At 30.6% G+C, this 13,988-nt stretch carries 13 protein-coding genes, 1 tRNA gene and 2 pseudogenes; 10 read left to right on the top strand and 6 right to left on the bottom strand.

The features are described 5' to 3' along the window. Position 1 precedes the first annotated feature (1 nt). From AJN58_RS05100 to ychF, 3 genes are read left to right on the top strand one after another with little or no spacing between them, the layout of a single operon-like run. Positions 2-598, top strand: a complete 597-nt coding sequence (locus tag AJN58_RS05100) for a DedA family protein (protein ID WP_002861619.1) — start codon at positions 2-4, stop codon at positions 596-598. Next, positions 595-2,046, top strand: a complete 1,452-nt coding sequence (locus AJN58_RS05095; protein ID WP_044779226.1) for a leucyl aminopeptidase — start codon at positions 595-597, stop codon at positions 2,044-2,046. Before AJN58_RS05100 ends, AJN58_RS05095 begins: the two co-directional genes overlap by 4 nt. Next, positions 2,043-3,146 (top strand): redox-regulated ATPase YchF, encoded by a 1,104-nt coding sequence (ychF, locus tag AJN58_RS05090; protein ID WP_004305979.1) that lies wholly within the window; start codon positions 2,043-2,045, stop codon positions 3,144-3,146. The genes AJN58_RS05095 and ychF overlap by 4 nt, the downstream gene beginning before the upstream one ends. A gap of 21 nt (positions 3,147-3,167) precedes the next feature. Here the strand turns inward: ychF and argH are convergent, their stop codons facing one another. The 5 genes from argH to AJN58_RS05065 are packed head-to-tail and all read right to left on the bottom strand — an operon-like array spanning position 3,168 to position 10,664. Next, complete coding sequence (argH, locus tag AJN58_RS05085; RefSeq protein WP_070277254.1) at positions 3,168-4,550, bottom strand: argininosuccinate lyase; 1,383 nt, start codon at positions 4,548-4,550, stop codon at positions 3,168-3,170. Positions 4,551-4,559: 9 nt separating this feature from the next. Continuing rightward, positions 4,560-6,134: a phosphoenolpyruvate carboxykinase (ATP) gene (gene pckA / locus AJN58_RS05080; RefSeq protein WP_004305981.1), complete on the bottom strand. Its 1,575-nt coding sequence runs from the start codon at positions 6,132-6,134 to the stop codon at positions 4,560-4,562. 12 nt (positions 6,135-6,146) lie between these two features. Continuing rightward, on the bottom strand, positions 6,147-7,946 hold the full coding sequence (locus tag AJN58_RS05075) for a biotin/lipoyl-containing protein (RefSeq protein ID WP_002861624.1): 1,800 nt from the start codon (positions 7,944-7,946) through the stop codon (positions 6,147-6,149). Positions 7,947-7,976: 30 nt separating this feature from the next. Further along, positions 7,977-9,317: a sodium-dependent transporter gene (locus AJN58_RS05070; RefSeq protein WP_044779224.1), complete on the bottom strand. Its 1,341-nt coding sequence runs from the start codon at positions 9,315-9,317 to the stop codon at positions 7,977-7,979. A gap of 12 nt (positions 9,318-9,329) precedes the next feature. After that, the gene (locus tag AJN58_RS05065) at positions 9,330-10,664 is read right to left on the bottom strand and encodes a sodium-dependent transporter (protein WP_044779223.1); all 1,335 of its coding nucleotides are present in this window, start codon (positions 10,662-10,664) and stop codon (positions 9,330-9,332) included. A gap of 231 nt (positions 10,665-10,895) precedes the next feature. Between AJN58_RS05065 and AJN58_RS05060 the strand changes: the two genes are divergently transcribed. The 7 genes and pseudogenes from AJN58_RS05060 to AJN58_RS10515 all read left to right on the top strand — a co-directional run bounded on the left by AJN58_RS05060 (position 10,896) and on the right by AJN58_RS10515 (position 13,129). Then, positions 10,896-11,234, top strand: a complete 339-nt coding sequence (locus AJN58_RS05060) for a F0F1 ATP synthase subunit C (protein ID WP_002861627.1) — start codon at positions 10,896-10,898, stop codon at positions 11,232-11,234. Positions 11,235-11,267: 33 nt separating this feature from the next. Further along, positions 11,268-11,353, top strand: a tRNA-Leu gene (locus AJN58_RS05055). A gap of 182 nt (positions 11,354-11,535) precedes the next feature. Then, on the top strand, positions 11,536-11,751 hold the full coding sequence (locus tag AJN58_RS09820) for an Arm DNA-binding domain-containing protein (RefSeq protein WP_002881691.1): 216 nt from the start codon (positions 11,536-11,538) through the stop codon (positions 11,749-11,751). Next, on the top strand, positions 11,748-12,020 hold the full coding sequence (locus AJN58_RS10565; protein ID WP_374220172.1) for a phage integrase central domain-containing protein: 273 nt from the start codon (positions 11,748-11,750) through the stop codon (positions 12,018-12,020). The genes AJN58_RS09820 and AJN58_RS10565 overlap by 4 nt, the downstream gene beginning before the upstream one ends. A 60-nt stretch (positions 12,021-12,080) precedes the next feature. Further along, positions 12,081-12,434, top strand: a complete 354-nt coding sequence (locus AJN58_RS09815; protein ID WP_083265167.1) for a tyrosine-type recombinase/integrase — start codon at positions 12,081-12,083, stop codon at positions 12,432-12,434. Positions 12,435-12,442: 8 nt separating this feature from the next. Beyond that, positions 12,443-12,742, top strand: a complete 300-nt coding sequence (locus tag AJN58_RS09810) for a tyrosine-type recombinase/integrase (RefSeq protein ID WP_002881695.1) — start codon at positions 12,443-12,445, stop codon at positions 12,740-12,742. Between the two features lie 11 nt (positions 12,743-12,753). Further along, positions 12,754-13,129: pseudogene (locus tag AJN58_RS10515) on the top strand (hypothetical protein). A gap of 42 nt (positions 13,130-13,171) precedes the next feature. On the opposite strand, the pseudogene AJN58_RS10510 reads toward AJN58_RS10515, so the two are convergent. Then, positions 13,172-13,988 (bottom strand): annotated as a pseudogene (locus AJN58_RS10510) (tyrosine-type recombinase/integrase); the annotation flags it as partial.

Below are 13,988 nucleotides of genomic sequence, written 5' to 3'. Positions count from 1 at the left end.
AATGGAAGAATTTTTAAAAAATTTACTTTACCAATACAAAGATCTAGCATATATTATTATTTTTTTATGGTGTATTTTAGAAGGGGAGTTGGCTTTAATTTTGGCAGGTATTTTTGCCCATCAAGGACATGTAAATTTAGGCTTTGTTATATTTATAGCAGGACTTGGTGGTTTTGTAGGCGATCAAATTTATTTCTATATAGGAAGATATAATAAACGCTACATACAAAAAAAATTAAAAACCCAAAGGCGTAAATTTGCAGTAGCACACTTACTTTTACAACGTTTTGGTTGGCCTATTATTTTTATACAACGCTATATGTATGGCTTTAGAACCATTATACCTATGAGTATAGGAGTCACGCGTTATAGTGCAAAAAAATTTGCTATTATCAATCTTTTTAGTGCTTGGGTTTGGGCATCAATCACTATACTTTTAGCTTGGTATTTTGGAGAACAAATTTGGAAGATGGTGACTTGGGCTGAAGAACATTGGTATTATGCAGCCATTATTATTATAGCTTTTTTATCCCTTTTATTATTTGGTTTTAAACAAATGGAAAAAGCTATACTTAAAGATAAAAGGAAAAAATCATGAAATTTGAATTAAACGATAAAAAACTAGATGCTATAAAAGCAGACTTTGAACTTATTTTTATACAGGATAAAAATTTAAAAAATTTTAACAAAGAAAAAGATTTTTTTAAACTTAATAATTACAAAGGCGAAGGTGTATTACTAGACTTAAACAATAAAAAGCTTTATTTAGAGCTTAAAAGCCTTGCTTATGAGGATATAAGATTAAGTCTTTGCACAGCATATAAAACTCTTGAAAAGCTTAATATAAAAAGCGTAAAACTTCCTAGCATAATAGGAGATTGTGTAGTTAGAAGTTTTACATCTTTAGTTGAAGGCGTACTTTTTGGAGCTTATAAATTTGATAAATATAAAAGCGAGAAAAAAACAAGCACTTTGGAAAAATTTATTATTTCAAGCGAAGAATTAAATGGTAAGAAATTTAATAAAGATGAAGCTAAGATAGGCTTGGAGCGTGGAGAAATTTTAGCTAATGCCACAAATTTTACTAAAAATATAGTCAATGAAATTCCTGAAATTTACACCCCTTTAAAAATGGCAGAAGATGCGCAAAATTTAGCTAAAGAAAATAAAAACATTATTTGTAAAATTTATGATGAAAAATTTTTGGCCAAAGAAAAAATGAATGCTTTTTTGGCAGTCAATCGTGCCTCGGTACATCCACCACGCCTCATTCATCTAAGCTATAAAGCCAAAAATGCAAAAAAACGTGTTGTATTTGTTGGAAAAGGCTTAACTTACGATTGCGGTGGATTAAGCTTAAAACCAGCTGATTTTATGCTTACAATGAAAGCTGATAAAAGCGGTGCAGCAGCAGCAATGGGGATCATAAAAGCCGTAGCCGAGCTTGCTTTAGATTTAGAAGTGCATTGTATTTTAGGTGCAACTGAAAATATGATAGGCGGCAATGCTTATAAGCCTGATGATGTGTTAATCAGTCGCGAAGGCGTAAGTATAGAAGTAAGAAATACAGATGCAGAAGGACGCTTGGTTTTAGCTGATTGTCTTTCTTTTGCACAAGATTTAAAACCTGATTTACTTATCGATATGGCAACACTTACTGGAGCTTGTGTTGTAGGACTTGGAGAATTTACAAGTGCTATTATGGGAAACAATGAAGAATTGCAAAATGATTTTTATCTAAGCTCTAAAAAAAGTGGAGAATATACTACAATCTTACACTTTAACCCCCACTTAAGAGAACTTATAAAATCAAATATTGCCGATATTAGCAACACTGCCTCTAGTCGCTATGGAGGCGCAATTACCGCGGGGTTATTTTTAGATAAATTTATTCGTAAAGAATATAAAGACAAATGGTTACATCTTGACATAGCAGGACCTGCTTATACGGAAAAATCTTGGGGATATTCTAGTTTTGGTGCAGGTGGAGCTGGAGTTAGAATGTGTGTTAATTATTTAATTCAAATTTTAAGGAAATCTAAATGAGTTTAAGCGTAGGTATAGTAGGACTTCCAAATGTTGGCAAATCAACGACTTTTAATGCTTTAACTAAAGCACAAAATGCCCAAAGTGCAAACTATCCTTTTTGCACTATAGAGCCTAACAAAGCCATGGTTGAAGTTCCTGACTTAAGACTTAATGAACTTGCTAAAATCGTAAAACCTGAAAGAATTATGCATTCTTTAATAGAATTTGTAGATATCGCTGGACTTGTTAAAGGTGCAAGTAAGGGTGAAGGCTTAGGAAATAAATTTCTTTCAAATATACGCGAAACTGAGGTTATTTTACACATAGTGCGTTGTTTTGATGAAGAAAATATCACCCATGTTGAAGGTGGAGTTAATCCTTTGCGTGATGTAGAAATTATCAATACAGAACTTATTTTAGCAGATATTGAACAACTTAGTAAAAAAATAGAAAAACTCACCAAAGAAACCAAAGCCAACCAAAAGGGTGCTAAAGAAAGCCTCGAACTTGCAAATTCTTTACTTGATCATTTAAACAAAGGCTTAGCTGCAAGTTCTTATCCTGAAAAAGAAAGCGAAATTTATCAAGCCTTAATCAAAGAATTAAGACTGCTTTCTGCTAAAGAAGTGATTTATGGTGCAAATGTTGATGAAAATGGTATTAGTGAAGATAATGATTATGTAAAAGCTTTAAAAGAATATGCTAAAAAAAATGATCATGAAGTTATCAAGCTTTGTGCAAAAATCGAAGAAGAATTAGTAGGATTAAGTGATGAAGAAAGTCGTGAATTTTTAAGTTCTCTAGGAGTTAACGAAAGCGGTCTTGATCAAATCATACGCACTGCTTTTACTAAGCTTGGACTGATCAGTTATTTTACCGCTGGTGTAGTTGAAGTGCGTTCTTGGACAATCAAAAAAGGCTGGAAAGCACCAAAAGCAGCGAGCGTGATTCATAATGACTTTGAAAAAGGCTTTATAAAAGCTGAAGTTATTTCCTATGAAGACTATATCCAATACAAAGGCGAAAATGGCGCCAAAGAAGCAGGAAAGCTACGCCTTGAAGGAAAAGACTATATCGTTTTAGATGGCGATGTAATGCATTTTAGATTCAATGTTTAGGCAAAATAGCCTAAACAATATTTATATTTTTTTAATAAATTCTTGTAAAATTTGAATTTGCTTTTCTACGCTTGTAGTAGAACTTGAGCCTTCACTTTGTTTAGAATTTAAAGAAATTTCAAAATTTAAAAGCTCTATAGCTTTTTCATCAAATATAGGATCTATTTTTGAAAGATCTTTAATTTCGCTTATATCAATGCCTTGTATTTCAGCTTGTGCAACAACATTTCCTACTATAAAATGTGCCTTTCTAAAAGGAATATTTTTTTCACGCACTAAATAATCCGCCAAATCAGTAGCCAATAAATGACCTTTTTTGCAAGCATTAAGCATATTTTCTTTATTAATTCGTATTTCTTTTAACATTGCATTTAAGATGATTAAACTATCTTTAGCGGTTTTTACACTATCAAAAAGCCCTTCTTTATCTTCTTGCATATCTTTATTGTAAGCTAAAGGTAGAGCTTTCATTATAGTTAAAAGAGAAATCAGATTTCCATAGACACGCCCTGTTTTTCCGCGTATAAGTTCACAAACATCGGGATTTTTTTTCTGAGGCATGATAGAACTTCCTGTTGAAAAACTATCACTTATGGATATAAAAGAAAATTCCGAACTTGAAAATAAAATCATTTCCTCGCAAAGTCTTGAAGTGTGTGTAAAAATAACTGCTATATCATAAAGTAAATCAAGAGCAAAATCTCTATCACTCACTCCATCCATAGCATTTGGCATAATATCTTTAAATCCTAAAATTTTAGCGTTCAACTCACGATTGGTGGCATAGCTTGTTCCTGCACACGCACAAGACCCAAGTGGCGAAAAATCAGCGAGTTCTAGACTATTTTGCAAACGCTTAATATCTCGCATTAGCATAAAAGCATAAGCTAAAATATAAAAAGAAAAACTCACAGGCTGAGCGTGTTGTAAATGTGTAAAACTTGGCATAATAGTTTTTTTATGCACTTTGGCATGTTCGAGCATGGTTTGAATCAATTCTTTTAAAAGCTTTATAAGTTCAATATGAGATTTTTTGACAAAAAGTTTAAAATCAGTAGCCACTTGATCATTTCTACTTCTTGCAGTATGAAGTCTTCCACCAATTTCACTACCTATAAGCTCGCTTAAACGCTTTTCTATAGCCATATGAATATCTTCATCTTTAATATCAAAAATAAATTTGCCTTGCTCTATTTCACTTCTAACCTGCTCTAAACCTTTTATAATAGCATCTAATTCTTCTTTTTTTAAAATACCACAACTTTCAAGCATTGTAGCGTGTGCTATAGAACCTTGTATATCTTCATTGAACAAAGTTTTATCTACATTTAAACTTGCATTAAATTCTTTTAAAAGCTCATCACTTGCACCACTAAAGCGTCCTGACCACATTTCATTTTTCATTTAAATGCCTTAAATTTTTGGTCCAAATTTGCTAAATTCAATGCCTTCTTTGACATCTTCATAACGTTTAAAATTTTGTATAAACATATGTGCTAATTTATCTCTTGTTGCAATATAATTATTTTTATCTGACCAAGTATTTATAGGATTTAAAAGCGTGCTTTCTACACCTTCTAAAGCTTTTGGAATAGCTAAATCAAACACTTCAAAATTTTCAAATTCGCATTTTGCAATACTTCCATCTAGAATAGCATTAATGCAAGCCCTAGTAGCCTTAATGCTCATTCTTTTACCCACACCGTAGCTTCCACCGCTCCAGCCTGTATTAACAAGATAAACATTAGCTTCATGCTTTTCAATCTTTTCACCAAGTAATCTCGCATAAACCGTTGGATGCAAAGGCATAAAAGGTTCTCCAAAACAAGCTGAAAAAGTTGCTTGAGGTTCTAAAATACCACGCTCAGTTCCAGCTACTTTTGCTGTATAACCACTTAAAAAATAATACATAGCCTGCTCTTTGCTTAGTTTACTTACTGGAGGTAAAATTCCAAAAGCATCTGCACTTAAAAATATAATATTTTTTGGATGCCCTGCTTTTAGACTAGGCTCATGATTTTCAATATGCTCTATAGGATAAGAAACTCTTGTATTTTCTGTTTTTGAAGCATCAGCATAATCAACACTCTTATCGGCTCTTAAAACTACATTTTCTAAAAGTGCATTTCTTTTAATGGCACCATAAATTTCAGGCTCATGTTCAGGATCGAGATTGATTGTTTTTGCGTAACAACCACCCTCAAAATTAAATACACCTTCATCATCCCAACCATGTTCGTCATCACCTATAAGTTTTCTTTTTGGATCGGTTGAGAGTGTAGTTTTTCCAGTGCCACTAAGTCCAAAGAAAAGTGCTACATCACCTTTTTCTCCGACATTTGCACTACAATGCATAGAAAGTTTATTTTCTAGTGGCAACCAATAATTCATCATAGAAAAAATACCTTTTTTCATTTCTCCGCCATACCAAGTTCCACCAATAACTGCTATATTTTCTTCAACATTAAAGATTACAAAAACCTCTGAATTTAAACCATCTTGTTTGTAATCTTCATTGATACATTTGCAAGCATTATAAACAATAAAATCTGCTTTAAAATTCTCAAGTTCTTCTTGACTTGGGCGAATAAACATATTTTTAACAAAATGCGCTTGCCATGCAATTTCAGTAACAAATCTTACTGCTTTGCGACTTTGCAAAGAAGCGCCACAAAAAGCATCTTGAACATAAATTTTCTTTCCACTTAATTCTTGTTTTGCTTTGGTCAAAAGCTTATCAAATAATTCTTTTGTAATGGGCTGATTTACCTTTCCCCAAGCAATATACTTACTAGATGGATCTTGTTTTACAAAATATTTATCTTTAGGACTTCTACCTGTAAAAATCCCTGTATCTACACAAAAAGTATCATTATCCGTACTTAAACCTTCATTATTTGCTTTTTCATGAGCATTTAATTCATCATAACTTAAATTATGAAAAATTTCTTTTATATTATCCAAACCTAAATTATCAAATTTTTTCATCTTTCCCTCACTTTAATTCTTATAGATAGCTAATACTTCGCCTTCGTTAACAGTATCGCCTATTTTAATACAAAGCTCTGAAATAATTCCATCTTTTGGAGCATTAACCTCAATCTCCATTTTCATTGCTTCTAAAACCATGATGGCTTGACCTGATTTTACTTCTTCACCTTCGTTAACATAAATTTTAAAGACATTACCTGAAATACCTGCTAAAACTTCATTTTCAGCATCTACAGAACTTGTTGAATTTGAAGAAACAATATTTTTATTTTCTTCTACTTTTTTTACACTTTTAACATTAACATCTTTATCAAAACCATAGCTTACCTCTACATGATATTTATTACCATTTACAGCTACGGTAAATTTGTTTTCATCTACACTCATAGGCTTTGGCATACTAGCTAATTTGCGTACATTTACCTTTGCCTCTCCTTTTAAAAATGCTATACCTTTTTCTTTACAAGCTGCTGCAATAAATATATTTTCTTCACTCGTTTCTATACTCTCTTTTTCAAGCAAGGTTTTGGTATAAACTATACTTTTACTCTCATCTTTATCAGCTATATTAATAGCAAGCTCTGTAGTAGGTTCTAAATTAAGTTGTTTTGAAGCAAGTTCAACAATATTTGCATCGGGTGTAACAGGAGTTTTTCCAAAATAACCAAGCACCATTTTTCCATAACCTTCTGCTATTTTTTTCCAAGGTCCAAACATCACATTATTAAAAGCTTGTTGAAAATAAAATTGAGAAACTGGAGTAACCGAAGTACCAAATCCACCTTTTTCTACAACTTCTCTCATAGCATGAATGACTTGTGGAAATTTATCTAAGATATTATTATCTCTCATCATTTGTGTATTTGCTGTTAAAGCTCCTCCTGGCATAGGAGAAAAAGGAATAAGTGGATTTACCATAGTAGCTTCAGGTGGTAAAAAATATTCTTTTAAACAATCTTTTAAAACTTCTTCGTATTTTAGAATTTTTTCTTCCTCAAGTCCGCCTAAATCATAATCTTTGCCTTTTAAAGCATGCATCATGGTTAAAATATCAGGCTGAGAGGTTCCGCCACTTACTGGAGCCGCAGCCAAATCGATACCATCAACCCCTGCTTCAAGTGCTGCAAGATAGCAGGCTATACTCACTCCTGCAGTTTCATGCGTATGAAGTCTAATGTGTGTATCTTGAGGTAAAATTTTTCTAGCCATTTTAATGGTTTCATAAATTTTATTTGGATTAGAAGTCCCACTTGCATCTTTGAAACAAATACTATGAAAAGGAATTTCTGCTGCTAAAATTTCTTTTAAAATTTTTTCATAAAAAGGCACATCATGGGCACCTTTACAATTTGGCGGTAAATCCATTAAAGTGATAGTAATTTCATGCTTTAACCCATGTTTTACTATACATTCACCACTAAATTTTAAATTATTTACATCATTAAGGGCATCAAAATTTCTTATCGTTGTAGTACCGTGTTTTGCAAAAAGTTTTGCATGCAAATCAATAAGTTCACTACTTCCAGTATCTAAAGTAACGGTATTGACCCCTCTTGCTAAAGTTTGAAGATTGGTATCTTTTCCTACAATAGCCCTAAATTTATCCATCATGGTAAAAGCATCTTCATTAAGATAAAAATACAAGCTTTGAAATCTAGCACCACCGCCAAATTCAAAATGTGTAATGCCTGCTTCTTTTGCTGCTTCTACTGCAGGAAAAAAATCATCCATTAAAACCCTAGCTCCATAAACAGACTGAAAACCATCCCTAAAGCTTGTATCCATTACATCGATGAATTTTTTAGCCATTATTTTTCCTTAAAAAATATTTTTTCATTATTATACAAAAATTTGATAACACATTACCAAAATTATTGCTATAGGCGATATAAAACGAATAAAAAACAACCAAATTAAGAAAATTTTTCGACTTATAAATTTAGAAAAAATTTTATAAATTTGTTTTTTATTCATAAAAAAACCTACAAATATAGAGCATGCTATAGCACCAAGTGGAAGTAAAAAATTTGAAGTTAATTTATCTAATAAAGTAAAAAAATCTTTGCCAAAAAAACTAAACATAGAAAAAAAATTTAAATTTAACGACAAGATACAACAAATTCCAAAAACAAAAACAAATAAACCTATTAAAAATAGAGCTTTAGCACGAGAAATTTGATAGTTATTAATCATATAAAAAGTTAAAGGCTCTATCATTGAAACAGCTGAAGTAATACCAGCAAAAAAAAGTGCTAAGAAAAAACAAAATGCAAAAATATAGCCTAAAATCCCAAGCTGATTAAACAAACTCATCAAGGATACAAAAACAATCCCCGCTCCTTGAGTATGTGGATCGGCTCCAAATTCAAAGATAAAAGTAAAAACAATAAGCCCCATAATAAAAGAAATCAATAAGTTAATCAAAACAATATACACTGAACTTTTTATAAAATTTGTTTTTTTATCCAAGGCTGATGAATATGTAACTATACAACCTATTCCCAAGCATAAGGTAAAAAATGCAAGCCCTAAGGCTTCGGCAATAGAGCTAAATTTAAAGTGTGAAAAATCAGGATAAAATAAATAAGAAAAAGCATTTGCAAAACCTTGCTTAAATCCCATGCAATAAAACAACATAAAAACAAGCATTAAAAATAAGCTAGGCATTATAACAACGTTTAATTTTTCAATCCCTTTGATTAAACCTTTAGATACTATCAATAAAGTAAGAAAAAAAGATAAAGTGAAGAAAAAAACAGAACTTGTCAAATTTGTAGTGATTAAATTCTGAAAATTACTTGCTGCTTCATCTAAAGTTTTAGGAAGATAATAAAGACTCACTACAGTATATTTTAAAACCCATCCCATGATAACTAGATAAAAAGAGAGGACAAAAATACCACCTAACATAAAAACGCCGCCATATCGCCATCTATTGCCATATTTTATAGCAAGATTTGAATAAGCATTTGCAAGATCACTTTTACTTAAACGTCCCATAGCCACTTCAGCCAAAAAAATACTAAATCCTATAGTTAAGGTAAAAAACAAATATAAAAGCACAAAAACAAAACCACCATTTTCTGCACTTAAAGTTGGAAATTTCCAAGCATTACCTAAACCAACGGCTCCACCAGCAACAGCCAATACAAAACCGATTTTTGAAAAATATGTTCTCATTATTTTTCAAACTCACTTTAAAAAAGCGGCTATCATAACTATAACAACAGCCAAAGGGGAAATAAATCTCAAAAACACATACCAAAGTTCAAAAAATATACCGCTCATATAAGGTTCAAATAAAATTTTTAAAGCATCTTTTTTCATCACAAATCCCACAAAAATAGCTGCCAAAATTCCACCTAAAGGCATAATAACCTTGCTTGAAACACTATCAAGCAAATCAAAAAAACTCATTCCAAAAAATCCAAACTGAGTACTTTTTAAAGAAGATAAAATACACAACATTCCTAAAATATAAACAACAATTCCTATTAAAATCAAAGCTTTTTTACGGCTCATGCCAAAAGTATTAATAAGATAAAAAGCAAAAGGCTCTATCATTGAAACAGCTGAAGTAATACCAGCAAAGATTAAAGAAATAAAAAATGCTGCTCCAAAAATACAACCAATCACCCCAATTTTTTCAAATAAAGTAGCTAAGGAAATAAAAACAAGTCCTGGTCCTTGCTGATTAGGATTGTAGCCAAATTCAAAGATAAAAGTAAAAACAACCAAACCCATTAATAAACCAACTAAAAGATTGATAAAAATAATATTTAAAGTACTGGTAATAAAATTGGTTTTATCAGGCAGACTAGCAGAATAAGTAATAATCGTTCCAACGCCCAAAGAAAGACTAAAAAAAGCAAGTCCTAAGGCTTCAAGAACATTTGAAGTGTTGATTTTGGAAAAATCAGGTACAAAAAGAAATTTAACCGCCATCATAAAACCATCTTTACTAATAGCATAAACAAGCATCAAAATAAGTAAAATAAACAATGAAGGCATCATCCAAACATTTAACTTTTCAATCCCATTCTTAACACCTTTAGAAACAATATAAAAAACACATAAAAAAACCAAAGTAAAACAAATAAACTGACTTAAAAAATCCTCACTTGTAAAAAATCCAAACTGTGCTTTACTTACTTCTAGATCCATAGGCAAATTTCCAGTGATACTTAAAAACACATATTTAACTATCCAGCCAATCACCAAGGTATAAAAAGAAACTATTAAAATCGCCCCCACCATAGTAAAACCAACATAAGACCAAGCTTTTTTATTTGAAGGTGCTAACTTTTCATAGGCATTAACCGGATCTTTTTCACTAATTTTTCCTATGCTAAGCTCAGCTAAAAATATCACAAAACCTACACCTAAAGTAAGAATTATATAAAGCAAGATAAAAGCAGATCCACCACTTTGACCTACTAATGTTGGAAATTTCCAAGCATTACCCAAGCCCACCGCTGAACCTGCTACCGCTAAAATGAAACCTATTTTTGAAAATTTAGAACTCAATGTTACAACCTTAACTTAAAAATTATTTTAAAATATTATTAAAGCAAAAAAACTTTTAAGCTTTATTGAAAACAATCAAATTTAAATCAAAAATGTGAATTTTTGTAAATTTCAATAAAAATAAAGATACTTTTGGTTATAATTCGGCTTTATTTTTAAGTCTTAAGTAGGGATACGCAAGCCGAACTGATTTAAAAATTGAAAAAATTTTTTTATAGAAAGGTTAAGATAATGAAAAAAGTTCTTTTTTTATTATTAGCATGTTCAGCAGTAGCTTTTGCAGCTGAAACTAATGCTCCAGTAGAGCAAGAAGCTATTAATGTATGGATTAAAGCATTTTCAGTTCTTGCAGCAGGTTTAGGTCTTGGTGTTGCAGCACTTGGTGGTGCTATCGGTATGGGTAATACTGCAGCGGCAACAATTGCAGGAACAGCTAGAAACCCTGGCCTTGGGCCAAAATTAATGACAACTATGTTTATCGCTTTAGCGATGATTGAAGCACAAGTTATCTATGCTCTTGTTATCGCGCTAATAGCACTTTATGCAAATCCTTTTATAGTTTTACAATAAAACTTATCAAAGCCCTTTTTGGGCTTTTTTTATGCGGTTATGGTGGAATTGGTAGACACGCCATCTTGAGGGGGTGGTACGCTCTGCGTGTGCGAGTTCAAATCTCGCTAACCGCACCATCGATACTATAAACTACTATAAATATCATACTTATAAAATATTGATAAAATAGGCATTTATAGCTATATAAAGCCTAAATTAAAGTTTTTTCCGTTAAAATTCATTTCCTAACTTTTTTCCTAACTTTTTATTTTTTATTCTAAAAAGTTAGGAGAAATTACCACAAGGAGTCTATTTTTAAATGCTTACACAGAAAGATATAGTAAATATTAGTCCAAAAGATAAAAAATTTTTAATTAGCGATAGTGATAATTTATTTGTATTAGTTTATCCTAGCGGCAAAAAGTCTTTTGTATTTGATTGTAAAGATCCAAAAACAAGAAAATTAAAAAGAATAACTTTGGGGCAATTTCCGCAAATATCAATTAAAGAAGCTCGAGATAAAAAAATGAGATAAAAACTTTACTAAAAACTAATGAAAGTATAAGAAAAAAAGAAGGATGTGATACAAGTTTTAGAAAAATTGCTGAACAGTATTTTCTTCAAAAAAACGACATAACAAAACGCACTCTCAATGAGTCTATTAAGCGAATGGAAAATCATTGCTATCCTATTATAGGAGATATTCCCATTAGTAATCTTAAAAGAAGCGACATTTTAAATGTTCTTGAAAAAATAAAACTACAAAAAAATCCGAAGTCGGTAAAAAAATATTTACAACATTAACTTATGCAGTTAACAAAGAGATGATTGAAAATAATATTATGCTTGGTATAAAAAGAAAGGATTTGGTCTATAACAAAAAAAACAAGACATTTTGCGACTATTACGGAAGTTTCAAAAATTAAAGAATTAATTGAAAATATTATTTATATACAATGTGATACAAATACAAAAATGGCAATCTTATTGTCGCTTCTTACTGCGCAAAGAAGTTTTAGCATAAGAAGTGCTGCTTGGGAAGATATTGATTTAGAAAATGGCTTGTGGAACATACCTGCTTCAAAAATGAAAATGAAAAAAGCGCATTGTATACATCTAAGTGATATTGCAGTGCAATTATTAAAAGAATACAAACAAATAAGTCATCATGATCTTTTATTTAAATCCATTAAACAAAAAAGAAAGGCGATGGACTAAATGAGATCTTGAGTGATAATACAGTAAGAATGGTATTTAGAAGAATGGGATATTCAAATGAAGATTTTACTCCACATGGTTTTAGATCTATGTTTAGTACTCTAGCTCACGAAAATATTCAAAAACATCAGTTTAGTAGCAATATTATAGAAATGTGTTTGGCACATACGGAAAAAAATAAGGTTAAAGCTTCATATAATTTTGCACAAAATTTAAAAGAGAGAAGGGAGTTGATGCAATGGTATAGTGATTATTTGTGCGAAATATGCCCAAAATTAAAAGATTTTATTTTACTTGATTTTATATAAAAAGGAATAATATGAAAAACAAATATTTAAAAGAAGCATTCACTCGGGCGGGGGGGTGAATTTCTTGAAAATAAAGAAAATAGAGAAAAACTCATAAAAACCCTAATCATACACTTAAATTCTTATTTAGAGGCTGAAAATAATCTACAAAAAATCAAGATTTTAGTCAAAATATATCAAAATTTACAAAAATGTAGCCGAACTCCTGATCTTATTGACATAGAAGAACTTGAATTTAACAAAGAAGACATTTTCGAAGAATTATTTTATGCTTTAGGCGGTTTAGGAGGTATGTATTCCGTAGAAATAATACAATCAAGAATTGCAAATTTCATCAAAATACTTGGCGGAGAACCTAAACTTTTATTAGAAAGATTCACAGCATAGACTTCAAAAAGAAGTCTATGCAAATACTCAATTTTAGAAAAATTAATTATTCAATAACGCAGCTTTTATTGTATCATTTGTTGCTTTGGCATATATAGCAGTAGTATTTAGTTTTGCATGTCTTAGAATTCCACAAGGTTTGTTCCTTTGGCTGTTAATCTCATGGCTAAAGTGTGTCTAAGCAAATGAAGTCCTTTTTTGCTGATCAAAGCTTTAGCGTAAATATTATTTACAATCAAAAAAGCATTGCTTCTATTTAAATGTTTTCCTATGCTAGTTTGCATTATGTAATCATGATCTTGGATATTTTCTTTAAAATATTCAAGCTCATCATCTACTTCTTTTTTAATAAATGCAAATTGTTCTTTACCACCCTTGCCTATTATGGATATTTTTAATATTTCATCATCAACCTCTTCAAAATCACAAAGTTTTACATTTAAAGCTTCAGAAATTCTAAGTCCTCCATAAAGCATAAGTTTTATCAGTAAAGAGTTTCTAAAACTATTATAAACTTCTTTTTTTGCTTTTTCTTTCTCTAAAACATTATTTAGCCTTATAATTTCATTTTCATTAAGATAATTTAATTTTTCTTCTGATTTTTCTGTTCTAAATCTAATTTTCTTCATATCAAAGGAAAAAATAAACAAATCATCATTATTATCGCTTATAAAAAAAGCTAGTTAATACTCTCAAATAAGTTATTTTTGTTTTTTTGATAGTTTATTGCCATTTTTTGAATTATTTTCTAAATAATTAAGAAAATTGACTAAAAAAGTCGTTTTTATATCGTTTATTTGCATTTCATCTTGATATTCTAAAGAATATTCTACAAATTCTAGTAAAATACGCCTATAAA

Source organism: Campylobacter sp. BCW_4321, assembly GCF_001763075.1.
Taxonomy (GTDB): domain Bacteria; phylum Campylobacterota; class Campylobacteria; order Campylobacterales; family Campylobacteraceae; genus Campylobacter_D; species Campylobacter_D jejuni.
The sequence above is the reverse complement of the archived record's forward strand: the minus strand, read 5'-3'. Positions and strand labels throughout refer to the sequence as shown.

Bases quoted from the DNA above. Each gene is read 5' to 3' on its own strand.
- AJN58_RS05100 (WP_002861619.1), top strand. From the start codon at position 2: ATGGAAGAATTTTTAAAAAATTTACTTTACCAATACAAAGATCTAGCA.
- AJN58_RS05095 (WP_044779226.1), top strand. From the start codon at position 595: ATGAAATTTGAATTAAACGATAAAAAACTAGATGCTATAAAAGCAGAC.
- ychF (WP_004305979.1), top strand. From the start codon at position 2,043: ATGAGTTTAAGCGTAGGTATAGTAGGACTTCCAAATGTTGGCAAATCA.
- argH (WP_070277254.1), bottom strand. From the start codon at position 4,550: ATGAAAAATGAAATGTGGTCAGGACGCTTTAGTGGTGCAAGTGATGAG.
- pckA (WP_004305981.1), bottom strand. From the start codon at position 6,134: ATGAAAAAATTTGATAATTTAGGTTTGGATAATATAAAAGAAATTTTT.
- AJN58_RS05075 (WP_002861624.1), bottom strand. From the start codon at position 7,946: ATGGCTAAAAAATTCATCGATGTAATGGATACAAGCTTTAGGGATGGT.
- AJN58_RS05070 (WP_044779224.1), bottom strand. From the start codon at position 9,317: ATGAGAACATATTTTTCAAAAATCGGTTTTGTATTGGCTGTTGCTGGT.
- AJN58_RS05060 (WP_002861627.1), top strand. From the start codon at position 10,896: ATGAAAAAAGTTCTTTTTTTATTATTAGCATGTTCAGCAGTAGCTTTT.
- AJN58_RS09820 (WP_002881691.1), top strand. From the start codon at position 11,536: ATGCTTACACAGAAAGATATAGTAAATATTAGTCCAAAAGATAAAAAA.